Source organism: Providencia vermicola (genome assembly GCF_010748935.1).
Classification (GTDB): Bacteria; Pseudomonadota; Gammaproteobacteria; order Enterobacterales; family Enterobacteriaceae; genus Providencia; species Providencia zhejiangensis.
Map to the genome: position 1 here is coordinate 1,671,680 of NZ_CP048796.1, position 26,291 is coordinate 1,697,970.

Sequence of the window (26,291 nt, forward strand, 5' to 3'; positions counted from 1 at the left end):
TGTTTTTATGGTATTTTGGCGAGCACTCAACGGCACTATTTTGAGTGAAAAGGACAGGGGCAACCCTAAAAAGAGCAGAATATTCCCGATTGAAGAGGAATATTATGGTTTGTTGATTGAACCTAATGACATTTCGCTTTTATAATCGAGGCTATTCGATTCCGAAAAATAGAGACATAACGTGGCAAAAAATATCCAGGCCGTTCGTGGCATGAATGACTACCTGCCGGCAGACACTCGAGTCTGGCAGAAAATTGAAGCAGTTCTCAAAAATATTTTACAGGGTTATAGTTTTAGTGAAATTCGTACCCCGATTGTAGAGCACACCCCGCTATTTAGTAGAGCGATTGGTGAAGTGACGGATGTGGTTGAAAAAGAGATGTACACCTTTATCGACCGTCATGACACAGACAAAACTGAGGTTAGCCTCACTTTACGCCCTGAAAATACTGCTGGCTGCGTCCGTGCAGGTATTGAGCATGGTTTGCTGTACAATCAGGAACAGCGCTTATGGTATCTAGGGCCAATGTTTCGTCATGAACGTCCGCAAAAAGGTCGTTATCGCCAATTTCACCAACTAGGTGCCGAAGTGTTTGGTCTTGCGGGGCCAGATATTGATGCTGAGCTGATCATGATGACAGCACGCTGGTGGCGTGCATTAGGTATCAGTGAATATGTGACGTTAGAGTTAAACTCAATCGGTTCTTTAGAAGCTCGTGCAAATTATCGTGAAGCATTAGTGGCTTTCCTTGAGCAGCATAAAGAAAAGCTCGATGAAGATTGTCAACGCCGTATGTACACCAATCCATTGCGCGTACTTGACTCAAAAAATCAAGAAGTACAGGCATTATTAAATGATGCACCTGAGCTGTTTGATTATTTAGATGATGAATCTCGTGAGCACTTTGATGGCCTGTGCAAATTGTTAGATGCGGCTGGTATTCAATACCGAGTGAATCAACGTTTAGTGCGTGGTCTGGATTACTATAACCGTACTGTGTTTGAATGGGTGACAACCGCTCTTGGCTCACAAGGTACGGTGTGTGCAGGTGGCCGCTATGATGGCCTAGTTGGTCAACTCGGTGGTAAGCCAACACCAGCAGTTGGTTTTGCGATGGGTATGGAGCGTATGGTGCTCTTGGTTAAAGATTTGAACCCTAACTTCACTGCTGATGATTCTGTCACTGACGTGTATTTAGCTTCATTTGGCGATAATAGCCAACAAGCAGCATTGTTATTAGCTGAACAAGTACGTGATGCGTTGCCAAACATACGTGTGATGACCAATCACGGTGGCGGCAACTTTAAGAAACAATTAGCACGTGCAGATAAGCAAGGTGCAAGAATTGCGCTGATTTTAGGTGAAGATGAAATTGCTAATCAGCAAGTTAGTGTGAAACACTTACTGACTGGTGAGCAAGAAACCGTATCGCAGCAGCAATTAGCACAGCGTTTAGCTGAACTGTTAGGTTAAGGAGAAACTAATGGAAGTTTACACAACTGAAAACGAACAAGTTGATGCTATCAAACGCTTTTTTGCTAATAATGGCGTGGCGTTAATCATTGGACTTGTTGTCGGTATTGGGGCTGTTCTAGGATGGAATTATTGGCAGTCTCACAAGAGCAATGTGTTACAAGAAAGCGCTCAAAAATTTGAAAATGTCAGTACACAACTGCATTCAGGTTCAGCTCAAGGTATTGAAGCTGCACAAAAATTCGCTGCTGAAACAAATGATGTATACAGTGCGATGATTGGGTTAGAACTTGCTCAAGTTGCTGTTGATAAAGGTGATTTAGCGTTAGCAGAAAAATCATTATCAGATGCTTTAACCAAAGCAAAAACCGATGATATGCTGGATCTCATCAACTTTCGTTTAGCGCGAGTACAGCTAGCACAAGGTAAAGCTGATGCCGCGATAGCGTCAGTGGGTAATATTAAAGCTAAATCATGGCAAGCAGCAGCACAAGATATTCGTGGAGACGCTTTACTCCATAAGGGCGACAATGCAGGCGCAAAAGCTGCATATACTCAAGGGCTGGAAAGTGATGGCTCACAAGCAATTAGAAGCCTTCTTACCCTTAAACTGAACAACGTATCTGTACTCTAAGTAATTTGCGTCGCATCTAGGCAACAAGTGCAAGCATCCGAGCAAGAAATTTGTTCGGATGACTGAATGCCGATAATGATGTGACTTGGAATATGGTGAGTATAATTTATAAGAAGAAAGGAAACGATTATTATGCAGTTGCGGAAAACACTTTTGATTGGCCTAGTCGCTTCAGCTTTACTTGCAGGTTGTTCCAGCGAAACTGATTCTATCGTTATGGCGCCACTTCCTCAGGTTGAAAACCAATTTACACCTTCGATAGTTTGGGATAAATCAGTCGGAAATGGTGTTGAACAGTTTTATTCTGATCTGTCACCTGTTTGGGATGGCAGTGCAATTTATGCCGCTGATCGCAAAGGGCTAGTTAAGGCGTTTGAGCTTGATAGCGGTAAAGAAATCTGGTCAGTCGACCTTTCTAAGCGTACAGGTTTTCTTTCTGCTAACTTATCCGCACTGTTATCGGGTGGGTTAACGGTTTCTGGTGACCATATTTATATTGGAACCGAGCGTGGAACCGTCATCGCATTAAATAAAGAAGATGGTTCAGTCGTTTGGGATGTGGAAGTTGCGGGGGAAGCGCTTTCTCGTCCAGTCGCAAGTAATGGCCTCGTCATGGTTCATACTAGTAACGGTATGCTCCAAGCACTTGATGAAAATAATGGTGAAATCAAGTGGACAGTGAATATGGATACACCATCCTTGTCACTAAGAGGGGAATCAGCTCCGAGTGTCGCTTACGGTGCGGCCATTGTGGGTGGGGATAATGGCCGTGTTAGTGCGGTATTATTGTCTCAAGGCCAACTCATTTGGCAGCAACGTATTTCCCAGGTGACAAGTTCAACAGAGATTGGGCGTTTAGACGATGTGGATATGACGCCAATTATTGATGATGGTACTATTTATGCGATTGCGTATAACGGTACATTAGCAGCACTTGATATGCGTTCTGGGCAAATAAAATGGAAACGCGATTTAGGCTCCGTCAATAACATGGTCTTATCTGGTGAGAATTTATACCTTGTCGATCAAAATGACCGTGTATTATCAGTACGTAAGAGTGATGGTGTGACCTTATGGACCCAAGAGGGTTTGCTTAATCGTGGCTTAAGTGCCCCAGAAATGTACAATGGGTATATTGTTGTGGGTGATAAAGAAGGTTACTTGCATTGGTTAGATATGAGCACTGGCGGTTTTGTGGCGCAAAATAAAATCAATAGCTCAGGTATTCATAGTCGCCCAGTTGTTGCTGGTGATAAGCTCATGGTTCAGGCAAGAAACGGGACAGTTTATCTGTTAACGCGTTAATTTTCTGACAAGCAGCAAATTTCTCGATAAAATCAACAGCTCCTAATATTGGGAGCTGTTTCGTTTTTTGTTTTCTAGGTCAGTTTCACTGAAAACACCGAATTCTTTTAGTTAATTAAAGTAGTGAGGCATCAAATAATGATACCCGTCGTAGCGCTGGTTGGGCGTCCAAACGTAGGAAAATCCACGTTATTTAATCGATTAACCCGTACCCGTGATGCACTGGTAGCGGATTTTCCTGGGCTGACTCGTGATCGCAAATATGGTCGTGCTGAAGTTGAAGGGCATGAATTTATTATTATCGACACTGGTGGTATCGATGGTACTGAAGAAGGCGTCGAAACACACATGGCTGCACAGTCACTGCAAGCGATTGAAGAAGCCGATGTGGTTCTCTTTATGGTCGATGCACGCGCAGGACTTATGCCAGCAGATGAAGGTATTGCTAAGCACTTACGTAGTCGAAAGAAAAAAACCTATCTGGTGGCGAATAAGACCGATGGTATCGATGCTGATAGTGCCATTGGTGATTTTTATTCACTCGGCCTAGGTGAAATACATTCTATTGCGGCGTCACATGGCCGTGGTGTAACCCAACTCATTGAAAAATCATTAAAGCCTTTTATTGAGATAGAAGAAGAAATTGAGCTAACCGAGGAAGAAGAAAATGCCGCTTACTGGGCTGCACAAGAAGCGGAAGCTGAATTTGACGAAGATGAAGATGATTTTGATCCAACCACATTACCGATTAAATTAGCCATTGTTGGTCGACCAAATGTTGGCAAATCAACACTCACTAATCGTATTTTAGGTGAAGAGCGGGTTGTCGTATTCGATATGCCAGGCACAACGCGTGATAGTATCTATATCCCAATGGAACGTGATGGGCGCGAATATGTCCTGATTGATACGGCGGGCGTACGTAAGCGTGGTAAAGTCACTGAAACGGTTGAAAAATTCTCAGTTATCAAAACATTACAAGCCATTGAAGATGCTAACGTCGTCTTACTCGTGATTGATGCTCGTGAAGGTATTTCTGACCAAGATCTATCATTATTAGGCTTTATTCTTAATGCAGGCCGTTCATTGGTGATTGCGGTCAATAAATGGGATGGTATGAAGCCTGAAGACCGCGAACATGTGAAAGACATGTTAGAGCTGCGTCTCGGCTTTGTCGATTTTGCGCGCATCCACTTTATCTCCGCGTTACATGGTAGTGGTGTGGGTAATTTATTTGAATCTGTGCAAGAAGCTTATGAATCAGCAACACGTCGTGTAGGTACTGCACTGCTGACGCGGATAATGAAAATGGCAGAAGATGAGCATCAACCGCCTCTTATTCGTGGTCGTCGTGTGAAAATGAAATACGCGCATGCGGGGGGGCATAATCCTCCTATTGTGGTCATTCATGGTAACCAAGTCTCTGATTTACCTGATAGCTATAAACGTTACCTAATGAATTATTTTCGTCGTTCATTACAGGTCATGGGGACACCGATTCGTATTCAATTCAAAGAAGGGGAAAACCCTTATGCGAATAAAAAGAACCAGTTAACAGCAACACAATTGCGTAAACGTAAACGTTTAATGCAACATCTGAAAAAACGTTAATCCTAGAAGTCGCACATATTTGTGATACTTCGAGAAAGCCGTGACAATTTACTCTGTTACGGCTTTTTAATAACTATTTGTTATTCGTTGTGGTGAGCTAACGTGTATCGATTCCAGCTCCCAATTATGCAGATTACAGAGGGTAACCATGCAAACTAAATCTTCTACACGTCTAAATAAGTACATCAGTGAGAGTGGTATTTGCTCAAGGCGTGATGCGGATCGTTACATCGAACAAGGAAATGTGTTTATCAATGGCAAGAGAGCGACCATTGGTGATCAAGTTTTTAGTGGTGATGTTGTCAAAGTGAACGGACAACTGATTGAGCCTAGAAATGAAGAAGATTTAGTGTTAATTGCGCTGAATAAACCAGTAGGCATCGTGAGTACTACTGAAAGCGGTGAAAGAGACAATATTGTTGATTATGTGAATCACAGTAAACGTATTTTCCCGATAGGTCGGCTCGACAAAGATTCCCAAGGGCTGATTTTTCTCACTAACCACGGTGACTTAGTGAATAAAATTTTGCGCGCGGGCAACGAGCACGAGAAAGAATATATTGTGACCGTTAATAAACCCATTACCGATGATTTTATTCGTGGTATGGGCGCGGGGGTACCGATTTTAGGTACTATGACGAAAAAGTGTAAAGTAAAGAAAGAAGCTCCTTTTGTCTTTCGAATTACGCTGATTCAAGGATTAAACCGCCAAATCCGTCGTATGTGTGAATATTTCGGTTTTGAGGTCACAAAGCTTGAACGCGTACGGATTATGAATGTGAATCTTTCAGGGATCCCATTAGGTGAATGGCGTGATTTAACGGATGATGAGTTGATTAAGTTATTTGATATGATTGAAAAATCAGATTCAATGGCTCAGGCTAAGAAACCGGCTAAAGCGAAATCAGTGGCGACAAAACGGGTAAGTAAACCGAGTGCAGGTAACAAACCAAAGGCAACGACAGATACTGCATCTCGTAAACGTTTTACTCAACCGGGTCGTAAGAAGAAAAAACGTTAAATTTTTATCTCATAAAGTCAGCCGTATTATATGGCTGACAAACTTTGTCAGTGTTTGACCGTTGTTGCATTGATATTCTTAAATGTAGATCCCAACGCCTTCCCAGCTTTTACGTGTAATATCCACCACCTTATGATCAAAGAGTTGTGTTGCTGTTCTTAGCGTCGCTTGGGCAAACTCATTAAATGTTGTTCTGGTCGTGAGTGTTTTATCAAACATCGTACGGATCCAAATTTGTCCCGCTCGCTCCCATGAATAACCCCCTAACATGGTCGCTAATAGGTAAAAGGCTTTATTAGGTATGCCTGAGTTAATATGAACGCCGCCATTATCTTGGAAAATCGATAAGTTTCGATAGTTTCGCATATGCCCAACTTGTGGATCTCGATTATTTTCGGATAGGCGATATGCAGTGCCTGGTGCTGACATAGAGCGTAAGGCAGGTGCTTTTTGTTTATCAATGAACAAGTTTTCACCCAGTAGCCAGTTAGATTGAGTCGCGGTTTCATTGGCTGCATATTGCTTGACCATGATCCCGACCACATCGGCGACAGATTCATTTAATGCCCCTGACTGGAAGACATAGTCAAAGTCTGTCGTGAAGGTAATAAAGCCATGGGTTAACTCATGAGCAATAATATCAATATCATTGTAAAACGGACCAAAATAGAGATTATCGCCGTCACCGAAATAGATGGCCTGTGAGTTCCAGAATGCATTAGGGTAATTTTTATCAAAATGAATGACGGCATTAATTTGTGAATCGCAGCCAAAAATTTTATTAATATTCAGTTTTTCTTTAAAAAATGATCTCACATGGCCAATGGAATCATACACAGTTTGTTCTGCTGTTGATGGCTTTATAGGGTCGCCTTCCTTCATAACGATCTGATAATCTTCATGAGGCATATGAAGTTCATAGGGACTTGGATAACTTTCATCTAATGAGAGGTCGGAACGTGAACAAATAGGTAGATTTGAATGGACATGATTGGGTAAAAACTCTCTTTCCTGTGCATCTCTGATAATACGTTCATAATTGGTGCCAGGGCGTGCTGAACAAGCAAATAACTGTTTTAGATGCTCTTTATCTTCTGTTGAATAGGCGGTGCTCATCAGTTCATTGATATGAAATAACGTAGATTTTAATTTTTTACATTTCGACTCCTGATAGAGATGTGCAATAAGGTACGGAGGAAGATAGGAACGACCAAGAATATGACTCATAAACAGACTCCATTTTGTGTGTGAAAATGGAATCATAAGATAATGAGCTGTATATGTAACTATGTGATTAATAAGTAAATTTATTAACTATTATTGTTTTTTATCACAAAAGCCGCCAAGTCTTATGACGACTTTTATTAAGAGTAAATAATGTTACTATTTGTTCAACCAGTCTTTATTAGTCACTAAAAAATCACTATAGAGTTTTGCCTCGGGGGTATTTGGTTCAGGGTGATAGTCATATTCCCAGCGAACCAAAGGAGGCATAGACATTAAAATGGATTCAGTGCGCCCACCGCTTTGTAAACCAAATAATGTGCCCCTATCCCAAACAAGGTTAAATTCAACATAGCGACCACGTCGATATAATTGGAATTGACGTTCTCTTTCCCCCCACGTGTGATGGCGACGTTTCTCAACGATAGGTACATAAGCGTCGAGAAAACCATGGCCAACAGCTTGTGTGAAGTTAAAGCAAGTCGTGAAATCAGGTTGGTTGAGGTCATCATAAAATAGTCCGCCTACGCCTCTAGGCTCATTACGATGCTTCAAAAAGAAGTACTCATCACACCAATTTTTATACTTAAGATACGTCTCTGAACCAAAAGGCGCACAGAGGTCATGAGCGATGGTATGCCAGTGAACCACATCCTCTTCAAAACCATAATAAGGGGTTAAATCGAAACCGCCACCAAACCACCACACTGGCTCGTGACCCTCTTTTTCGGCAATAAAGAAGCGTACATTAGCATGAGTCGTTGGAATATAAGGGTTTTGAGGGTGAATGACTAAAGAGACGCCCATGGCTTGGTAGCTGCGTCCTGCTAATTCAGGACGATGTGCCGTAGCGGAAGCGGGGAGTTGTTTCCCTTGAATATGGGAGAAATTAACGCCAGCCTGCTCAAATAGCGCTCCTTGAGTCAATACACGGCTACGTCCACCACCACCTTCAGCACGTTCCCACGTTTGTTCAAGGAAGGTTTCCTTACCATCCAGTTCAGTGATTTTTTGACAAATCGTTTCTTGTAGTTCAAGTAAAAATGTTTTTACTTGAAAAATATCAGGGTAATTCATTGTTTTCCAATAGAACGGTTGGTAAAAAAAAGTGACTAAAGTATACCCTTTTGAATGAAAAAAGGCATATTGAAATATTGATTGTGTGTGAAAAGCGGTGATAATGACAGAAAACTCAGTTAAAACGGGTCACTAATATGGAAATACGTATCTTCCGGCAAAGCGATTTTGAAGAAGTTATCACATTGTGGGAACGATGTGATTTAAATGAGTTTGGGGGAGACCCTGAACTTGATATTGAACGCAAACTCCAATGTGGCGCAGACCTTTTTTTGGTTGCTGAAGTGTCGGGCGAAGTGGTGGGCACGGTAATGGGGGGCTATGACGGGATCAGAGGAACAGCATGCTATCTTGCTGTACATCCAGATTATCGTGGCCGCGGTATTGCTAATGCGCTCGTGAGCCGATTAGAAAAAAAATTACGAGCGAGAGGATGTGGTAGGATTGAGTTTCTGGTTAGCGAAGAATCGGATGCCGCCATTTATATGTTTGAAAAAATGCTATACGAGGAAGAACAGCCAGCCCGACTCATTTATGCGAAAACACTGACGAATGATCTCGATTTTTAATGTTGTTGATGATTTATTGGGTGATGAGTTGGAATGTTTTTAGGAATAGGTTGTCACAGTATGCATCAAGTAATCCAATATGAATTGAGGATGTTATGCCCAAAAGTGTCATTGTGAAGCTTTCTCAGATAGCTATTTTGAGTGGTACATTTATTCTATCGGGGTGCGCAGGCTCAGGTGGGTTTTGGTCTTCACTTTCGCCAATGAACTGGTTTAGTAGCCCTATAACGGCCAAAGCTGCTGGGGTAGGAGGGATCACGGGGTTCACCCCAATGCAAGCTGACATCATCAAAGAGCGTCTGGATGATCGTTATGTCATCCGTAGTGGAATGCAAACTGAACAAGGTGAGATTGTCACTGTATTTCAAGGCTTAGATGATGATAAGGTGAAAATTGAAGTATTTGGCCCTGAAAAAGGCTATGTTTCACGCATTAGCGTCAGTGATCCTGATATTGTCACCGAGTGGGGAATTAAAATTGGTTCACCGTTTAGTGATATTTATGAAAAAGCCTTTGGTGCCTGTAAAATCGCTGAGCCTATTGATGACCAACCTACTGTTGAATGCGTCGCACCACAGACGGCACATATTGTGTATAGCTTCACAGGTAAATGGCAAGGACCAGAAGGTTTAATGCCGCCTGATGATGAATTAAAAAATTGGACAGTGTCGCGAATTATTTGGAAGAAATAATCGCTCAGCTGCTGGTTCGATTCATTCCCTATTTGCTATGTCGCTCAATCTAAATATAGTGAGAATTTTGAGGGTGTGAGTGCGTTCAATGACGTTGTTACGGAGTTTAACTTTCGTTATTAAGCCCTCAGCTCACTATTAATGCCTAGCCTTAATCAGCCCCTTAAATTCTTTTTTGTATTATTTTCCTGTGCGCCTGAATATTTGCGTTAAAACAAGGTGAAAATCATCATTGATGAGATACTATATCTCACGCACAAATAATAAATTATTTCAAAGAGGTTGATTAGCATGTCTCATTCTCAGAGCGGTATTCTGAAAGATCATAGCCGTTTCGGTATTTTTATTGAAGCAATGGTGCAAGGGCCTCTTGCTGACATAAAAACGGGATGTCAGCGTTTTGTCGACGCATTAACACAATTACAAGAACAGTACCCATCTGATAGGTTAGGCGCGGTTATTGCATTTGGTTCTGATATTTGGAAGCAATTATCAGCACCTGAAAGCGCACCTGAATTAAAGCCTTTTCGTCAATTAGGGAAAGGTCTTGCACCCGCAACACAACGTGACCTTTTTATTCATATTCAATCTCAGCGTCACGATATTAACTTTTCATTGGCACAGGCTGCACTGAAGGCATTTGGTCCTGCGATTAAAGTTGAAGAAGAGATCCATGGTTTTCGTTGGGTCGAAGAACGTGATTTGAGCGGATTTATTGATGGTACCGAAAACCCTCAGGGAGAAGAAATCGCTGAAGTTGCACTGATTGCAGATGGCATTGATAAGGGAGGCAGCTATATTCTTGTTCAACGTTATGAGCATAGTTTACATAAGTGGGATCGCTTCTCAGAGCAAGAACAAGAAAAGATGATTGGCCGTACTAAGAGTGATAGTGTGGAGCTTGATGAAAGTGAACGTAACGTTACTTCACACGTTTCTCGTGTAGTGGTTGAAGAGGACGGTGAAGAGCTGTCTATCATGCGTCATAGTTTACCGTATGGTACAGCGAGTGGAAAACATGGATTATACTTCCTTGCTTACTGTGCGCGTCTCCATAATATTGAACAACAGCTTCTTAGCATGTTTGGTGAGAAAGATGGCAAGTATGATGATTTATTGCGCATGACGAAAGCCGTTTCAGGAAGCTACTATTTTGCTCCTTCAATCGACACGTTATTATCGCTATAACATCGCCGTATTGCCGCCAGTTGGCGGCAATTGATGTTTTCATAAACACCTGATTTGTTATTCCCATCTTATCGCCTATCCATGAAGGGCGCTCATGTGACTAACCTATTGATCATCAATATAATTTGATTGCTTATTGCCATAATTTCTTGATTATATCAATTTGATATATTAAAAGGCGATTGATAGCTACACAGTTATAACTAAAGCAGCTAAAGTAGCTTAACAGCGTAGTTTTGGTTTAGTCATAAGTAGGTGCCTAATGCAGAAAGCGATCTTAAAGAAAACAGTCTTAGCGGGTTTCGCAACCTTCTCACTTATGGGTAGTGCGCCACTGATGGCGGCTGAACTACTTAATAGCTCTTATGATATTGCACGGGAATTGTTCGTTGCATTAAATCCTGAATTTGAAAAACAGTGGAATGAGCTACACCCAGATGACAAGTTGACCATCAAGCAATCCCACGCGGGATCCTCTAAGCAAGCTTTAGCCATATTGCAAGGTTTGAAGGCCGATGTTGTGACTTATAACCAAGTCACAGATGTGCAAATTTTGCACGATAAAGGGAATTTGATCCCAGAAAATTGGCAATCAAGATTACCAAATAATAGTTCACCTTATTATTCCACGATGGCGTTTTTAGTCCGTAAAGACAACCCGAAAGGGATTAAAACCTGGGATGATTTGGCACGCGAAGACGTTAAATTAATTTTCCCAAACCCAAAAACATCGGGTAACGGTCGTTATACCTATTTAGCGGCATGGGGAGCCTATGCACAAGAAAATAAAGGTGACGAAAAGAAAACGCGTGAGCAAATGAAACAGTTTTTGAAAAATGTTGAGGTATTTGATACTGGCGGGCGCGGTGCAACCACCTCCTTTATTGAAAGAGGACTGGGTGATGTATTAATTAGTTTTGAATCGGAAGTGAATAATATTCGCCAGCAATATGGTGAGTCCGATTATGAGGTTATTGTTCCTCCGGTGGATATTTTAGCTGAATTCCCTGTGGCTTGGGTTGATAAGAATGTCGAGAAAAATGGTACGCAAGATGTTGCCAAGGCTTACCTTTACTACTTATATAGCCCAAAAGCACAGCAGATTATCACGAATTTTAATTATCGAGTGAACGATAAAGACGTGATGGCTGCAAATAAAGATAAATTCCCTGAAACACGTTTATTCACGGTTGAATCACAATTTAAAAGCTGGCCTGCTGTGATGGAAACGCATTTCGCCACCAATGGTGAATTCGATAAATTGATGGCAGAAGGGCGACGTTAATGCGTCAGTCAGGGAAACGTTTTTTGCCAGGATTTGGCCTCACACTAGGTAGCAGCCTATTTTATACCTGCTTGATATTACTGCTACCTTTGAGTGCTTTAGTCATTCAGCTATCGGAAATGACATGGCAACAGTATTGGGATGTGATCAGTTATCCGCAAGTTGTGGCGGCTTATAAGGTAACCCTCCTTGCGGCATTAGTCGCGAGTTTGTTTAATGCCGTTTTTGGTATGTTACTGGCGTGGATTTTAACTCGTTATCGTTTTCCCGGCCGTACTTTTTTGGATGGCCTCGTTGATTTACCGTTTGCGTTACCTACAGCGGTAGCGGGTTTAACATTAGCGACGCTATTTGCTGCTTCGGGTTGGTATGGGCAGTATTTGCATCAATTCGATATTAAAGTCGTCAATACGTGGCTTGGTATTGCTGTCGCCATGGCATTTACCAGTATTCCGTTTGTCGTGAGAACGGTACAGCCTGTGTTAGAAGAGCTTGGCCCTGAATATGAAGAAGCTGCGCAAACATTAGGTGCAAGTCGCTGGCAAACTTTTCGTCGAGTAGTATTACCGGAGGTTTCACCTGCGCTTATTGCTGGCACCGTATTATCTTTTACCCGTAGTTTGGGAGAGTTTGGTGCGATTATTTTTATTGCGGGGAATATTGCTTGGCAAACTGAAGTCGTATCTCTAATGATTTTCAGCCAGTTACAGCAGTTTGATTATCCTGCCGCCAGTGCGATTGCTTCAGTGATTTTAGCGGTTTCATTAGTGCTGTTATTCACAGTCAACATAGTACAAAGCCGCTTTGGTAAAAGGTTGGGGGGCAAATAATGGCTCAAATCACGCCAATTATGGTGAGTTCACGTCAACCAATCAATTGGGCTAAATGGTTCTTGATTGCTATTGGTGTCTTATTTTCAGTTCTATTACTGGTCGTGCCCATCATTTGGATCTTTATGACCGCTTTTTCGAAAGGGTTAGATGCGGTTTTAATGAATTTAAACGATGCCGATATGCTGCATGCAATTGGTTTAACAGTACTTATCGCGTTGATAACCGTGCCAGTCAATTTAATTTTTGGCACGATGCTAGCTTGGTTGGTCACACGATTTCAGTTTCCCGGTAGGCAGTTATTATTAACATTGGTGGATATCCCATTTGCCGTATCGCCAGTGGTTGCTGGTCTACTCTACCTATTGTTTTATGGGTCCAACAGTTGGTTTGGTGGTTGGCTAGAAAGCTATGACATCCAATTGATGTTTTCGTGGCCAGGCATGACCCTAGTGACTATTTTTGTGACTTGTCCTTTTGTGGTGAGAGAGTTGGTGCCTTTGATGCTGAGCCAAGGTAGCCAAGAGGATGAAGCCGCTGTGTTGTTGGGGGCATCTGGCTGGAAAATGTTTTGGCGAGTGACATTACCCAATATTCGTTGGGCGTTACTGTATGGTGTTGTTCTAACGAATGCGCGAGCGATAGGGGAATTTGGGGCGGTTTCTGTTGTTTCCGGTGCGATCCGAGGGGAAACCTACACATTACCATTACAAGTGGAATTATTGCATCAAGACTACAATACCGTCGGTGCGTTTACTGCGGCTGCAATCCTCGCTGTGATGGCAATTATCACCTTAATTATTAAAAGTGCATTGCAATGGCATTTGAGCCGGCAGCGATCCGAATCAGGAGTTCATCTACCATGAGTATTCAAATCGAAAAAATTGGAAAATTATTTGGTAGGACACAAGTGCTACAGGATATCTCATTGGATATCGCATCGGGTGAAATGGTTGCGCTGCTTGGGCCATCGGGGTCAGGTAAAACAACGCTATTACGAATCATTGCTGGTCTAGAGCAACATAGCTATGGGGCGTTGCGTTTTCATGGACAAGACGTTAGCCGGATCCATGCAAAAGATCGGCACGTTGGCTTTGTGTTTCAACATTATGCTTTATTTCGCCATATGACCGTGTTTGATAACGTGGCATTTGGGCTAACGGTCGTGCCAAGAAAACAGCGTCTATCATCACAAGCGATCAAACAAAAAGTGACTCAATTACTTGAGATGGTGCAATTATCTCATTTAGCTTCTCGTTTTCCTGCTCAACTGTCTGGTGGGCAAAAACAGCGCGTGGCTTTGGCTCGCGCCTTAGCGGTGGAACCACAAATTTTACTGCTAGATGAACCGTTTGGTGCGTTGGATGCACAAGTACGTATTGAATTACGTCGTTGGTTGCGCCAGCTACATGATGAATTAAAGTTCACAAGTGTATTTGTTACTCATGACCAAGAAGAAGCCATGGAAGTTGCGGATAGAGTCGTCGTTATGAGTGAAGGCCATATTGAACAAGTTGGGACGCCTGATGATATTTGGCATCGTCCAGAAACGCGCTTTGTGCTTGAGTTTATGGGGGAAATTAATCAACTTCATGGTCAAATCAATGGTTCCCAGCTGTTGATTGATGGTTATGAATTCCCTCTGCATCATGCAAGCGCCCATCAAGGGGAAGTGGATATTTTTCTACGCCCTTGGGATATCACACTCGTGAAAGAGGTGGATGAACAGCATCGTTTACCTGTTCGAGTGGTTGAGTCAGGGCCTAGAGGGCATTTCTGGCAGTTAACGGTACAACCGATAGGTTGGGGAGCAGGGCAGTTATCAGTAGTATGGCAATCATCGCAGCAGATCCCAATACGTGGGGAACATTATTTTCTTGGGAGTCAGAAAGCGAGAATTTACCAAGGGGATCATGAGTTGCTATTTCCCCGACTCGCGCAAAGCGCCTGATATTCGTCCAGTCTGAAAGGTAGATAGTGCAAGTATATCGCTTCAATATCTCCGCGATAGGGTAATTTATCCTTCTATATTGTTTTCTACGGGGCCATATGGCCCCATTTTCGATATCTTATGACGCCTTCTTGTCAATCAAAGCCATGAGCAGCTTTTCATATATCGATATTAGTAATAAGTCTAATCACTATTATTAATTACTGATATATAAGTGAATTTTTTTCATGCTGCTAATTCCTAGGTGTTAGGATACTATCTATAACCAACAAGATAGTGATAATAGATAAAGAGAATAAGGAATTAGCAGTGGCAACTCTTGAACAATTTATAGGTAATACGCCGCTAGTAAAACTACAGCGTTTAACAGAAGGGATGGATGCTGAAATCTGGGTTAAGCTAGAAGGTAATAACCCAGCAGGCTCAGTCAAAGATAGGGCGGCTTACTCTATGATCACTGAAGCTGAAAAGCGTGGCGAAATAAAACCTGGCGACACGTTAATTGAAGCAACAAGTGGTAATACAGGGATCGCGCTAGCCATGATTGCGGCAGTTAAAGGCTATCACCTTAAATTATTGATGCCTGAAAATATGAGCAAAGAGCGTCAAGCCTCGATGAAAGCTTATGGTGCCGAACTTATTTTAGTGAGTACTGCGGTGGGGATGGAAGGCGCCCGAGACTTGGCTCAAGAAATGGAGGCGCGTGGGGAAGGAAAGGTGCTCGACCAATTTAATAATCCAGATAACCCACTGGCACATTTTAAAACGACAGGGCCAGAGATATGGCAGCAAACTAACGGCCGTATGACCCATTTTGTTTCCAGTATGGGAACGACGGGCACAATTACGGGGGTGAGTCGCTATTTGAAGTCACAATCACAAAATGTGCAGATAGTCGGATTACAACCTGCCGAAAAGAGCCAAATCCCCGGTATTCGCCGTTGGTCTCCTGAGTATTTGCCCGGAATTTTTCATCAAGAACTGGTTGATACCATACTGGATGTGAACCAACAAGAAGCCGAAGAGACGATGCGAGCGCTGGCTAAGCAAGAAGGTATTTTTTGTGGTGTTAGCTCTGGTGGCGCTGTGGCTGGTGCACTGAAAGTGGCCAAAACACATCCAAACGTGGTGATTGTAGCCATTATCTGTGATCGGGGCGATCGCTATCTTTCTACTGGCGTATTTGATGATTAATGGCGTCAGTGTTATTCGTTGTTTTTCACCGTAAGGTAAAAATAACAATGGCTAAGCTCGGTGAACGGTGAGAAGTGATGATACTGTCATTTATCGACCGTTAGCATTGTTTGCGTGGATGTATCGAGGGGCGAGTGTCATTATTTTGAGTCGTACAGGCCGTTGAGAGCGAGAAAAAACCACCAGCGACATTGATGCCATCTGGTGGTTTTATTGAATAATTTAAAACGACTGTATTATTTTTTGATTCGCATAATAACAGTTTCACCGACGGTGACTGCACCACTCAGCTTAGTCAGTTCTTTAATTTCATCCATGTTGGAGATCACAACAGGCGTTAAAACTGATTTCGCTTTTTCTTCCAGTAGTGCTAGGTCAAACTCAATAACTAAATCACCTTTTTTGACGAATTGACCTTCTTCTGCGATACGTTTGAAACCTTCACCTTTCAGTTCGACGGTATCAATACCGAAATGAACAAACAGTTCGATACCATCATCGGACTCAATAGAAAATGCATGATTGGTTTCAAATATCTTACCAATAGTCCCATCTACAGGTGCGACGATTTTATTCCCCGCAGGTTTGATAGCAATGCCATCCCCAACAATTTTTTCAGCGAAAACAACGTCGGGAACATCTTCAATATTGACGATTTCACCTGATAAAGGTGCGATAATTTCAATACTGCCACTGCTATTCTTATCATCCGAAACCAGTGATTTCAGTTTGTCAAACAGACCCATGGACCTTCTCCTAATCGTTTTTATATGGGACCGAACTAATGTGCTGTTCCTAGCATAACGTTTTTTCTTGGATAAAGGTATCAACAAGTTTCATCAATTCGTCAGCGGTTGGTTGAGCAAGTGCTTGTTCAGCCAATGCCTTAGTATCCGCAAAGTTTGCATTACGAATTAATTTTTTAATACGAGGAATAGAAATTGCACTCATACTAAATTCATCTAAACCCATGCCAAGCAACAATAAGGTTGCACGTTCATCACCTGCTAATTCACCACACATTCCTGTCCATTTGCCTTCTGCATGCGATGCATCGATAACCTGTTTGATCAGGTTCAAAACAGCAGGTGACATCGGATTGTAGAGGTGAGAAATCAGCTCATTACCACGGTCAACAGCTAGAGTATATTGAGTGAGATCGTTTGTCCCAATACTGAAAAAGTCAACTTCTTTTGCTAAATGATGAGCAATAACCGCCGCAGCCGGTGTTTCCACCATGACACCCACTTCAATTGCTTCATCAAAGGCTTTGCCTTCTTCACGTAATTGACCTTTTAGCATCTCAAGTTCTGCTTTTAGTTCGCGAACTTCCTCAACGGAAATAATCATCGGGAACATAATACGCAGTTTACCAAAACTTGAGGCTCTTAAAATAGCTCTTAACTGAGAATGTAGAATTTCTTTGCGATCAAGGCAAATACGAATTGCACGCCAACCTAAGAAAGGGTTCTCTTCTTTAGGTAAGTTCATGTATGGTAAATCTTTATCACCACCAATGTCCATTGTACGTACAATCACTGCTTGGCTGCCCATTGCTTCCGCAACGGCTTTGTATGCTTGGAACTGCTCTTCTTCAGTGGGGAGCGAATCTCGGTCCATGAATAGGAATTCAGTACGGTATAAACCAACCCCTTCAGCCCCATTACGTTCAGCACCCGCGACATCACGCACAGTACCGATATTTGCACAAACTTCCACTTGATGACCATCAAGTGTAATCGCTGGCAAATCTTTTAATTTAGCCAGTTCATTCTTCTCTTGCTGGTACTCTTCATTAAATTTTTTCAGCTTGTCGATTTCTTGATCTGACGGATTCACATAAATGTGATTGTTCACACCATCGAGGATTAGGTAATCACCATTTTTAATTTTAGTTGTTGCCTCGGAGGTACCCACAATCGCCGGTAGTTCAAGTGAACGGGCCATAATAGAGGTATGTGATGTCCGGCCACCTAAATCCGTGATAAAGCCTAAAACCTTCTCTAAGTTTAATTGAGCGGTTTCTGAAGGGGTTAGGTCAGCGGCAACAAGAATAACTTCTTTGTCGATAGCGCTTAAATCAACAATTGGTATGTTGAGAATATTTTTTAATAGACGTTTACCAATATCACGAACGTCAGCTGCACGCTCTTTTAGATATTCATCATCAAGTGCTTCGAGCGCTTGAGCTTGGTCTTCAATAACGGAGTAGACGGCAGCGTCAGCGGTTTTTTTATCGCCTTTGATGAGGGAGATAATCTCTTGTTCAAGCTCTTCATCTTCCAGCAGCATAATATGGCCTTCAAAGATCTCAGCTTTTTCTGCACCAAGATTTTTTTCGGCTCGCTCTTTAATAAGGCTGAGTTGTTCGGCTGATTTGTTGCGTCCTTCAATAAAGTGTTGGATCTCGGTTTCTATCTGGTCGTCAGCAATTTTTTTTGTGCTAACAATGATAGGATCTTCTTTGAGGATTAAAGCCTGACCAAAAGCAAAACCTGGGGATACTAAAATACCTGAAATCATAATATTACCTTACTACTGCGGGTAGGTGTTCTGATGTTGAAGAGATAACAGTAAGTCTATCAATATGTAAACTGATATCCCTGAATGATGCCATTCAGGGATGAAGATTAACGCGGTAACACTGGTTCTCTCGCTAGCAAGATTACTCCAGCTCGCCCATCAGTTTAACTAAATGTTCAACTGCTTGTTTTTCATCTTCGCCTTCGGCAGAAATGGTCACAACAGTACCTTGAGTTAAGCCTAGAGTCTGTAGCTTGAACAGGCTTTTCGCACTTGCTGATTTGCCACCAGAAATCAAAGTAATATCAGAAGTGAATGCTTTGGCTTCTTTCACAAATTGCGCGGCAGGGCGAGTATGTAAGCCATTTGGTGCTGTAATAGTGACTTCTTGCTGGAACATATTATTTCCTCAATAACTTTAGTTTTTTATAATGACCCAAGCTATTGTAGTTGAATAAACTTGAGTTTGCGTATAGTTAGATTATTAACTGTTAAAAAGGTTTCCTACTTTGTCGAGAGTCAACACTTTTTCAGTTTCTCAGTGCAAAATACACCCTTTAATCTTCAAAGAATACCGTAAACAGCGACTATCTTTAACTTAAGGTGGATTAATTTCGCGCCTCAAAATAATTACTATGTTTAATACTAAACCCTCGTTCAGAAATCATCTCAATACGTGCTAAAGTTTGATCCATACCACAAAAAAAGCACCATTGAGGTGCTTTTTTAACGATAAATTAACGGTTTTAATATTATTCAGCCGATAGGTCAGCAAACAGAACCGTTGATAAATAGCGTTCGCCCGATGAAGGTAAAATGACGACAATATGTTTATCTTTGTATTCAGGCTCCGCTGAGAGTTTTACGGCGGCTGCGAGTGCTGCACCGGAGGAGATGCCAGCAAGAATACCTTCTTTTTCCATTAATTGGCGGGCAGTGTGAACAGCTTCGTCATCGCTGATCTTAAATACTCTGTCGATAAGTGAAATATCTAAGTTGCCAGGGATAAATCCAGCACCAATGCCTTGGATCTTATGTGGACCGGGCTTCACTTCATCACCGGATAGTGTTTGGCTAATGACGGGGGAGGTTTCCGGTTCTACAGCGACCAGTGTGACATCCTTACCCTTGGTTTTTTTCAAATAACGACCGATACCCGTGATCGTTCCGCCAGTCCCGACACCCGCGACGACAACATCGACCTTACCGTCGGTATCTTCCCAAATTTCTGGTCCTGTGGTTTGTTCATGAATTTCTGGGTTAGCTGGATTACTGAATTGTTGAAGTAAAACATATTTGTTCGGATCGCTTTTGACAATGTCTTCGGCTTTTTCAATAGCGCCTTTCATTCCTTTAGCGCCTTCCGTTAAAACAAGGTTAGCACCTAAGGCTTTCAACAGTTTACGACGCTCTACACTCATGGTTTCAGGCATCGTCAGTGTGAGTTTGTAGCCTCTGGCTGCTGCAACATAGGCTAAAGCGATACCGGTGTTACCACTCGTTGGTTCAACTAATTCTTTTCCCTCTTTGAGTAGTCCTTTTTTCTCTGCATCCCAAATCATATTCGCACCAATACGACATTTAACGCTGAAACTTGGGTTGCGAGATTCAACTTTAGCTAAGATATTACCATTACCAAAATGTTTTAAGCGTACTAATGGGGTATGGCCGATGGTTAGCGAATTATCATCATAAATTTTACTCATGGGATATCCTTATAATTAAGGCAATTAGCCAACTAGAACTGGGTTTGAGAAAGAATATTGCTTCCCAACATACGTGAACTCATTATTATTGCAAATATAAATTAAACATAAGCTTATAACTAATCGCTATCTTAATTTTATAACCAATTGCTATATGTATGAAAATATTCTGTGTAAAAGGTTATGAGCCAAAAGCATCACTTACCACATTTAGTATAACGTTGAATAGGACGTTAAAATGAGAAAGCGCGATAGAGTTGTGAGCTCTAGCGCGCTTTTGAATGGCTATCGAAGAGTCAAATTAATAACGTGCATAACGCGCACGATATTGGTCTACCCACATTAATGTGGCGCCGCAAACCGCGACTGGCATAATCAATAAGTTGACGATAGGGATCATCATTAGCACGCTTACAGCACCGCCAAATTGAATGTTATTCATGCGATCTTTTGCTAATGCTTGTTTCATATCGTTAAAACTAACGCGGTGGTTATCAAATGGATAATCACAGTACTGAATAGACATCATCCATGCGCCAAATAGGAACCAGAGAACGGGAGCGACGGTTTGTCCAATACCGGGGATAAAAAATAAAATTAAGAGACCAATCGCTCGGGGAAGGTAATAGCCAATTCTGACGAATTCACGCTTCACCATGCGTGGCACATCCTTAGCAACATCAATAATACCGCCATCAGGTGCGGGAATACCGGTTAATTCGGATTCCAGCTTTTCGGCCAGCCAGCCGTTAAATGGCGCTGCGATAATGTTGGCCACGGTACTAAAAAAATAAGTGAATATTAATAAGATTGAAATAACAGCAATCGGCCAAATGAGATAATCTAGCCATTGCAACCAACTTGGCACATAGCCCATGATTTGGTCAATCCAACCACCAAGCTTGCTGTATAACCACCAAAACGCGCCACCAAGTAAAATAATATTGGCTAAAAGTGGTAGAATGACAAAGCGCTTAATGCCTGGGCGCGTGACAAGACGCCATCCTTGAGCGAAGTAATAAAAACCAGAGTGATTTTTTTGTTGCGAATCTGTCGATTGAATCATACTTCTTGTTCTCTCCTTTACGGTTGACCATGTATCATATAGATAGGTTTTTAGGCTGGCTAGTCAGTATTTGCTTAAAAAATCAGCAAACGAAAGCAGAATTGTCTCTTTCTTATAAGAAAATCGTTCAGAGGGTTGCACTTAGAGCGTTTGCCAAATAATCTTAAGTATATCCGTCATATTTTAAGTTGAATCTAAGTTGACGGCGTTCAGTGACTTGAATTCCTTAAAATCACACGGTAATGTGGCTCTAAGGGCGGGTGGCTGCGCATTAGCTTGCAACTTAAAGAGTTTGACTTAGTTTTTTGCCGTGGTGGCATTATCATTCAACAATTAGAGATAGCAGCGATGCAGGATTTGCGTCTAATATTAGTGGTCGTAGGTGCGATAGCCATAGTTGCGTTATTACTGCATGGTTTATGGACTAGCCGTAAAGAGCGCTCAAAATTATTTCGTGATCGTCCCGTAAAACGCCGAAAACATGACTCTCAGGATAAATCATCTCACTATGATGATGATTCTGCACTATTCAATGAAACCCATGTGGTTGAGCCATCGACCTCGTCACCTGAGGTTTCTGAACCTGCACGTCAGGTGAAAGAAGAACGTCGTGTCGAACCTGATTTGCCACCCATTTCACCTACTGTTCGTGATACTGAGCCCGTATTCACGATAACGCCCGAGCATTCAGAACCTAATGAACCTGAAATTGCTCCGCGTCCTCATGCTGTTAATGAACCCACTGCGGTAAAACCTGAACCTGCACCGTCGCAAGGGGCTCAGCCAAACACAGCAATCAATCAGCGAGCGACAACGGTACCAGAACAACCTGAATTTGATTTTGATACAAGCGACAACCAAGAGGAGCCACAGCCGATACACCATGAACAGGAACAGGCGCACACTGAGAAGAAAACTGAACAACCGCAAAACCAATCTCCAGCGAACAACAAGGAGACGGTTCTGGTTCTTCATGTAGCTGCTCATCAGGGCCAAGTTCTACAAGGTGAAGCGCTGTTGCAAAGTATTCTTCAGGCAGGGTTCCAATTTGGTGAAATGCGCATTTTCCATCGTCATGTGCATCCTTCAGGAACAGGACCTGTCCTCTTTAGCCTTGCAAACATGGTTAAACCGGGTTCATTTGACCCAGAAACCATGTCTGATTTCACCACACCGGGTGTCTCGATGTTTATGATGGTGCCTTCTTATGGTGATGCAGGACAAAATTTCAAGTTGATGCTACAGGCAGCGCAACGCATCGCCTCCGATGTCGGAGGGGTCGTCCTTGATGATGAACGTAAAATGCTGACACCTCAGAAAATTGAGGTGTATCATGCCCGGATACGCAATACATTGAATTAAAAATCAGTATTAACTAAACCCCCTTAACTGGGGGTTTTTTATCTTTATTGGTGAAACATGACAACAAAACAATATCTTGAGACACTCAAACAGCAATTACGCCATCATGAATATCAATACCATGTATTGGATGCACCTGAAATTCCCGATGCTGAATATGACAAATTGATGCAAGAGCTCAAGGGTATCGAAGCAGAACATCCTGAGTGGATCACCAGTGATTCTCCAACTCAACGCGTAGGGGCCGCACCATTGGCCGCATTTGATACGGTGCGCCATGAAGTGCCTATGTTGTCGCTGGATAACGTATTTGATGAAGAAAGCTATCTTGCGTTCGATAAGCGTGTCAGAGATAGATTAAAAAACAATCAAGAACAAACATTTTGCTGTGAACTAAAATTAGATGGCCTTGCGGTGAGTCTGTTGTATGAAAATGGTGAACTTGTCCAAGCAGCGACGCGTGGTGATGGTACTGTCGGTGAAAATATCACCTCAAATGTCCGAACGATTCGTGCCATTCCGCTACGTTTGGTAGGTGATAACATTCCTACACGAGTGGAAATTCGCGGGGAAGTGTTCATGCCACAAAAAGGCTTTGAAGCTTTAAATGAAGAGGCTCGCCGTACAGGTGGCAAAGTGTTTGCTAACCCACGTAATGCGGCAGCGGGCTCATTACGTCAACTCGACCCACGAATTACGGCTAAAAGACCATTAACTTTCTATTGTTACGGCGTCGGCTTGGTAGAAGAAGGCTCTTTACCCGATACGCATTATGAGCGTCTCATGCAATTTAAAGCGTGGGGGCTACCGGTCAGCGATTATGTCCAATTACGTACAGGTGCTCAGGCCGTATTAGACTTCTATCATGAGATAGAAAAAGCGCGGCCAACCCTCGGCTTTGATATTGATGGCGTAGTGATTAAAATTAACGCCATAGCGACTCAGGAAGAGTTAGGTTTCGTTGCACGTGCCCCGCGTTGGGCGACAGCCTTTAAATTCCCTGCACAAGAGCAAATGACCCTTTTAAAAGACGTGGAATTCCAAGTTGGTCGTACAGGCGCTATTACGCCTGTGGCTCGTCTTGAACCTGTTCAAGTGGCGGGTGTCATCGTCAGTAATGCTACGCTACATAACGCTGACGAAATTGAGCGTTTAGGTGTGCATATCGGTGATACTGTCGTGATCCGTCGTGCCGGTGATGTTATTCCTCAAATTGTTAGTGTCGTCGAATCAGAACGTCCTGCTGATAGCCGTGAAATTGTCTTCCCAACCCATTGCCCTGTCTGTGGTTCAGACGTTGAACGCGTAGAAGGTGAGGCAGTTGCACGTTGTACTGGCGGTTTGATTTGTGGTGCTCAGCGCAAAGAGGCACTTAAACATTTTGTTTCCCGTCGAGCCATGGACGTCGATGGAATGGGCGATAAAATCATCGACCAATTAGTCGAAAAAGAATATGTGAAAACCCCTGCTGACCTGTATCAATTAACCGCGGGGATTTTGACGGGGCTTGATCGTATGGGGCCGAAATCAGCACAAAATTTGGTCGATGCATTAAACAAATCCAAATCAACCACATTAGCTCGTTTTATCTATGCGTTAGGTATTCGTGAAGTGGGAGAGGCAACCGCTGCAAATTTAGCGGCACACTATGGCACGTTAGAGGCAGTGATGACGGCTGATGAAGAGTCCCTAAAAACCGTACAAGACATTGGTCATGTTGTTGCGAAGCACGTAGTTAACTTTTTCCGTGAAGAGCACAACCAAGCTGTTATTCATGATCTCGTACATAAAGCGAATATCCATTGGCCACAAGCGGTTGCTGTAGATGCGAGTACTATCGACAGTCCATTTGCAGGAAAAACCGTTGTCTTAACTGGCTCTCTCAGTCGACTCACTCGCGATGAGGCGAAAGATAAATTAGTTGCCTTGGGCGCGAAAGTTTCTGGTAGCGTTTCTAAGAAGACGGATTTGGTTATTGCGGGTGAAGCTGCGGGTTCAAAACTGGCGAAAGCGAATGAGTTAGGTATACCCGTCATTGATGAAGATGAGCTTATTGCGTTATTAGGTGCCTAATCTTTTTATTGACGTATCGTATTTAAGTTGCAGTGCTGTTAGCGGTATTTATGCCTCTGCTGACTCACTGCTGCTTAAAGTTTATTGCATCAATATTTGAAGAAATGGTGTATTACCTATAAAATGCGTATTGATATGACCTGCATCAATCTTCCTGCCGAGAATCGAATTTCTCCTTAAAAGTGTGAGCCATATAGTCTTTTCACAAAATACACAGTGTTCATTTTCATGCTAATGTGATGCTTATCGCATTTAAATGTCGTCTATTACATAGAATAGTCATATGACCGCATTATTAAATTTGTATGGAGTCGCATATGACCTCGATCCTGCATTTTGTTTTATCCCTTATAGTCATTGGCGCACTTGCCGTATTAGCGAGTAGTAACCGTAAAGCGATACGGTTACGTTATGTTATTCAACTCCTCGTTATCCAAGTTGCATTGGCATATTTTTTCTTACATTCGAATATAGGTTCTTCATTCGTACTTGCTGTTGCGGGGGTCTTTACCCATTTATTAGGTTATGCAGCGGAGGGAACCAAATTTATTTTTGGGGGTATGATCGAAGAAAATTTAGCATTCTTCTTCTTACAAGTTCTTTGTCCCATTATCTTTATCTCCGCGCTCATCGGTATTTTACAACATATCAAAGTGTTGCCGATTGTGATCCGTGTCATCGGGACGGTATTATCTAAAGTTAATGGAATGGGCAAGTTAGAGTCATTCAATGCGGTCAGTTCACTGCTCTTAGGACAATCAGAGAACTTTATTGCTTATAAAGATCAGTTAGGCAAAATGTCTGAGCGTAGAATGTATACGATGGCAGCGACCGCGATGTCGACAGTGTCGATGTCTATTGTGGGTGCCTATATGACCATGTTAGAACCGCGTTTTGTGGTCGCAGCATTAGTGCTTAACATGTTTGGTACTTTCGTCATTCTCTCTTTGATTAACCCGTACCCACCAGAAGCGGAAGAAGAGTTGCAAATGAGCAACATTCATGAGGGGCAAAGCTTCTTTGAAATGCTGGGTGAATATATTCTTGCAGGTTTTAAAGTTGCGATTATCGTATCAGCAATGTTAATCGGTTTTATTGCATTGATTGCCATGGTTAATGGTATTTGTATGGCTATCTTTGATATCAAATTCCAAACCATGTTGGGCTATGTATTCTATCCATTCGCTTGGATACTTGGAATTCCAGCCGACGAAGCATTACAAGTAGGCGGTATTATGGCGGTGAAAATGGTAACCAATGAGTTCGTTGCGATGAGTGACTTACAAGCCGTTGCTGCTGGACTATCGACCCGCTCAGTGGGGATCCTATCGGTTTTCTTAGTCTCATTTGCTAACTTCTCTTCAATTGGTATTGTTGCAGGTGCTATCAAAGGGTTGAATGAGAAACAAGGGAACACAGTTGCTCGTTTTGGTCTTAAATTACTGTTCGGTTCAACCTTAGTGAGCTTCCTATCAGCGGCTGTTGTTGGATTGATTCTGTAACTCA

Annotated in this window: 23 protein-coding genes; 16 read left to right on the forward strand and 7 right to left on the reverse strand. The window is 42.4% G+C overall.

Annotated elements, in window-relative coordinates; translation table 11 throughout:
• Nucleotides 1-181 precede the first annotated feature (181 nt).
• The 5 genes from hisS (at nt 182) to rluF (ending at nt 6,045) form a co-directional block, all read left to right on the forward strand.
• Nucleotides 182-1,474 carry a histidine--tRNA ligase gene (gene hisS / locus G3341_RS07380; protein ID WP_163861027.1) on the forward strand — a complete coding sequence of 431 codons (1,293 nt, stop codon included), beginning with the start codon at nt 182-184 and terminating at the stop codon, nt 1,472-1,474.
• A gap of 10 nt (nt 1,475-1,484) precedes the next feature.
• Nucleotides 1,485-2,108, forward strand: coding sequence for a YfgM family protein (locus tag G3341_RS07385; protein ID WP_154625147.1), 624 nt, complete (start codon nt 1,485-1,487; stop codon nt 2,106-2,108).
• A 132-nt stretch (nt 2,109-2,240) separates the two neighbouring features.
• A complete protein-coding gene (gene bamB, locus G3341_RS07390; RefSeq protein ID WP_154625146.1) occupies nt 2,241-3,413 on the forward strand; it encodes an outer membrane protein assembly factor BamB in 1,173 nt (390 codons plus the stop codon).
• A gap of 138 nt (nt 3,414-3,551) precedes the next feature.
• Nucleotides 3,552-5,024 carry a ribosome biogenesis GTPase Der gene (der, locus tag G3341_RS07395; protein ID WP_154625145.1) on the forward strand — a complete coding sequence of 491 codons (1,473 nt, stop codon included), beginning with the start codon at nt 3,552-3,554 and terminating at the stop codon, nt 5,022-5,024.
• Nucleotides 5,025-5,172: 148 nt separating this feature from the next.
• A complete protein-coding gene (gene rluF, locus G3341_RS07400; RefSeq protein WP_154625144.1) occupies nt 5,173-6,045 on the forward strand; it encodes a 23S rRNA pseudouridine(2604) synthase RluF in 873 nt (290 codons plus the stop codon).
• A gap of 78 nt (nt 6,046-6,123) precedes the next feature.
• Here the strand turns inward: rluF and G3341_RS07405 are convergent, their stop codons facing one another.
• Together G3341_RS07405 and hemF are read right to left on the reverse strand one after the other, a co-directional pair.
• Nucleotides 6,124-7,272, reverse strand: a complete 1,149-nt coding sequence (locus tag G3341_RS07405; RefSeq protein WP_163861028.1) for a M4 family metallopeptidase — start codon at nt 7,270-7,272, stop codon at nt 6,124-6,126.
• Between the two features lie 156 nt (nt 7,273-7,428).
• Nucleotides 7,429-8,346, reverse strand: coding sequence for an oxygen-dependent coproporphyrinogen oxidase (gene hemF, locus G3341_RS07410; RefSeq protein ID WP_163861029.1), 918 nt, complete (start codon nt 8,344-8,346; stop codon nt 7,429-7,431).
• 137 nt (nt 8,347-8,483) lie between these two features.
• Between hemF and G3341_RS07415 the strand changes: the two genes are divergently transcribed.
• The 8 genes from G3341_RS07415 to cysM all read left to right on the forward strand — a co-directional run bounded on the left by G3341_RS07415 (nt 8,484) and on the right by cysM (nt 16,055).
• The gene (locus G3341_RS07415; RefSeq protein ID WP_154625141.1) at nt 8,484-8,915 is read left to right on the forward strand and encodes a GNAT family acetyltransferase; all 432 of its coding nucleotides are present in this window, start codon (nt 8,484-8,486) and stop codon (nt 8,913-8,915) included.
• 95 nt (nt 8,916-9,010) lie between these two features.
• Nucleotides 9,011-9,607, forward strand: a complete 597-nt coding sequence (locus G3341_RS07420; RefSeq protein WP_154625140.1) for an RpoE-regulated lipoprotein — start codon at nt 9,011-9,013, stop codon at nt 9,605-9,607.
• A gap of 291 nt (nt 9,608-9,898) precedes the next feature.
• Nucleotides 9,899-10,795 (forward strand): Dyp-type peroxidase, encoded by an 897-nt coding sequence (locus tag G3341_RS07425; protein ID WP_163861030.1) that lies wholly within the window; start codon nt 9,899-9,901, stop codon nt 10,793-10,795.
• Nucleotides 10,796-11,057: 262 nt separating this feature from the next.
• On the forward strand, nt 11,058-12,080 hold the full coding sequence (locus tag G3341_RS07430) for a sulfate ABC transporter substrate-binding protein (protein ID WP_154625138.1): 1,023 nt from the start codon (nt 11,058-11,060) through the stop codon (nt 12,078-12,080).
• On the forward strand, nt 12,080-12,910 hold the full coding sequence (gene cysT, locus G3341_RS07435) for a sulfate/thiosulfate ABC transporter permease CysT (RefSeq protein ID WP_154625137.1): 831 nt from the start codon (nt 12,080-12,082) through the stop codon (nt 12,908-12,910). The genes G3341_RS07430 and cysT overlap by 1 nt, the downstream gene beginning before the upstream one ends.
• The gene (gene cysW / locus G3341_RS07440; RefSeq protein ID WP_163861031.1) at nt 12,910-13,776 is read left to right on the forward strand and encodes a sulfate/thiosulfate ABC transporter permease CysW; all 867 of its coding nucleotides are present in this window, start codon (nt 12,910-12,912) and stop codon (nt 13,774-13,776) included. Before cysT ends, cysW begins: the two co-directional genes overlap by 1 nt.
• Nucleotides 13,773-14,861 (forward strand): sulfate/thiosulfate ABC transporter ATP-binding protein CysA, encoded by a 1,089-nt coding sequence (gene cysA / locus G3341_RS07445; RefSeq protein WP_154625135.1) that lies wholly within the window; start codon nt 13,773-13,775, stop codon nt 14,859-14,861. Before cysW ends, cysA begins: the two co-directional genes overlap by 4 nt.
• A 309-nt stretch (nt 14,862-15,170) precedes the next feature.
• The gene (gene cysM / locus G3341_RS07450; RefSeq protein WP_163861032.1) at nt 15,171-16,055 is read left to right on the forward strand and encodes a cysteine synthase CysM; all 885 of its coding nucleotides are present in this window, start codon (nt 15,171-15,173) and stop codon (nt 16,053-16,055) included.
• 236 nt (nt 16,056-16,291) lie between these two features.
• On the opposite strand, the gene crr is transcribed toward cysM, so the two are convergent.
• The 5 genes from crr to cysZ all read right to left on the reverse strand — a co-directional run bounded on the left by crr (nt 16,292) and on the right by cysZ (nt 21,350).
• Entirely contained in the window at nt 16,292-16,801 is a 510-nt protein-coding gene (crr, locus tag G3341_RS07455; protein WP_154625134.1) for a PTS glucose transporter subunit IIA, read from the reverse strand.
• Nucleotides 16,802-16,850: 49 nt separating this feature from the next.
• Nucleotides 16,851-18,578, reverse strand: a complete 1,728-nt coding sequence (gene ptsI / locus G3341_RS07460; RefSeq protein ID WP_154625133.1) for a phosphoenolpyruvate-protein phosphotransferase PtsI — start codon at nt 18,576-18,578, stop codon at nt 16,851-16,853.
• Nucleotides 18,579-18,720: 142 nt separating this feature from the next.
• Nucleotides 18,721-18,978 (reverse strand): phosphocarrier protein Hpr, encoded by a 258-nt coding sequence (gene ptsH, locus G3341_RS07465; RefSeq protein WP_008910625.1) that lies wholly within the window; start codon nt 18,976-18,978, stop codon nt 18,721-18,723.
• Nucleotides 18,979-19,330: 352 nt separating this feature from the next.
• Entirely contained in the window at nt 19,331-20,284 is a 954-nt protein-coding gene (gene cysK / locus G3341_RS07470; protein ID WP_163861033.1) for a cysteine synthase A, read from the reverse strand.
• A 301-nt stretch (nt 20,285-20,585) separates the two neighbouring features.
• Entirely contained in the window at nt 20,586-21,350 is a 765-nt protein-coding gene (cysZ, locus tag G3341_RS07475) for a sulfate transporter CysZ (protein WP_154625131.1), read from the reverse strand.
• 348 nt (nt 21,351-21,698) lie between these two features.
• On the opposite strand from cysZ, the gene zipA reads away from it, so the two are divergent.
• From zipA to G3341_RS07490, 3 genes are all read left to right on the forward strand, one after another.
• Nucleotides 21,699-22,712, forward strand: a complete 1,014-nt coding sequence (gene zipA / locus G3341_RS07480; protein ID WP_195848206.1) for a cell division protein ZipA — start codon at nt 21,699-21,701, stop codon at nt 22,710-22,712.
• Between the two features lie 57 nt (nt 22,713-22,769).
• Entirely contained in the window at nt 22,770-24,785 is a 2,016-nt protein-coding gene (gene ligA / locus G3341_RS07485; RefSeq protein WP_163861034.1) for an NAD-dependent DNA ligase LigA, read from the forward strand.
• A gap of 317 nt (nt 24,786-25,102) precedes the next feature.
• Nucleotides 25,103-26,287 (forward strand): NupC/NupG family nucleoside CNT transporter, encoded by a 1,185-nt coding sequence (locus G3341_RS07490; RefSeq protein ID WP_154625128.1) that lies wholly within the window; start codon nt 25,103-25,105, stop codon nt 26,285-26,287.
• The last annotated feature ends 4 nt before the right edge of the window (nt 26,288-26,291 follow it).

Coding starts and splice junctions, on each gene's coding strand:
- G3341_RS07385 (WP_154625147.1), top strand. CDS start 1,485: ATGGAAGTTTACACAACTGAAAACGAACAAGTTGATGCTATCAAACGC.
- bamB (WP_154625146.1), top strand. CDS start 2,241: ATGCAGTTGCGGAAAACACTTTTGATTGGCCTAGTCGCTTCAGCTTTA.
- der (WP_154625145.1), top strand. CDS start 3,552: ATGATACCCGTCGTAGCGCTGGTTGGGCGTCCAAACGTAGGAAAATCC.
- rluF (WP_154625144.1), top strand. CDS start 5,173: ATGCAAACTAAATCTTCTACACGTCTAAATAAGTACATCAGTGAGAGT.
- G3341_RS07405 (WP_163861028.1), bottom strand. CDS start 7,272: ATGAGTCATATTCTTGGTCGTTCCTATCTTCCTCCGTACCTTATTGCA.
- hemF (WP_163861029.1), bottom strand. CDS start 8,346: ATGAATTACCCTGATATTTTTCAAGTAAAAACATTTTTACTTGAACTA.
- G3341_RS07415 (WP_154625141.1), top strand. CDS start 8,484: ATGGAAATACGTATCTTCCGGCAAAGCGATTTTGAAGAAGTTATCACA.
- G3341_RS07420 (WP_154625140.1), top strand. CDS start 9,011: ATGCCCAAAAGTGTCATTGTGAAGCTTTCTCAGATAGCTATTTTGAGT.
- G3341_RS07425 (WP_163861030.1), top strand. CDS start 9,899: ATGTCTCATTCTCAGAGCGGTATTCTGAAAGATCATAGCCGTTTCGGT.
- G3341_RS07430 (WP_154625138.1), top strand. CDS start 11,058: ATGCAGAAAGCGATCTTAAAGAAAACAGTCTTAGCGGGTTTCGCAACC.
- cysT (WP_154625137.1), top strand. CDS start 12,080: ATGCGTCAGTCAGGGAAACGTTTTTTGCCAGGATTTGGCCTCACACTA.
- cysW (WP_163861031.1), top strand. CDS start 12,910: ATGGCTCAAATCACGCCAATTATGGTGAGTTCACGTCAACCAATCAAT.
- cysA (WP_154625135.1), top strand. CDS start 13,773: ATGAGTATTCAAATCGAAAAAATTGGAAAATTATTTGGTAGGACACAA.
- crr (WP_154625134.1), bottom strand. CDS start 16,801: ATGGGTCTGTTTGACAAACTGAAATCACTGGTTTCGGATGATAAGAAT.
- ptsI (WP_154625133.1), bottom strand. CDS start 18,578: ATGATTTCAGGTATTTTAGTATCCCCAGGTTTTGCTTTTGGTCAGGCT.
- ptsH (WP_008910625.1), bottom strand. CDS start 18,978: ATGTTCCAGCAAGAAGTCACTATTACAGCACCAAATGGCTTACATACT.
- cysK (WP_163861033.1), bottom strand. CDS start 20,284: ATGAGTAAAATTTATGATGATAATTCGCTAACCATCGGCCATACCCCA.
- cysZ (WP_154625131.1), bottom strand. CDS start 21,350: ATGATTCAATCGACAGATTCGCAACAAAAAAATCACTCTGGTTTTTAT.
- zipA (WP_195848206.1), top strand. CDS start 21,699: ATGCAGGATTTGCGTCTAATATTAGTGGTCGTAGGTGCGATAGCCATA.
- ligA (WP_163861034.1), top strand. CDS start 22,770: ATGACAACAAAACAATATCTTGAGACACTCAAACAGCAATTACGCCAT.
- G3341_RS07490 (WP_154625128.1), top strand. CDS start 25,103: ATGACCTCGATCCTGCATTTTGTTTTATCCCTTATAGTCATTGGCGCA.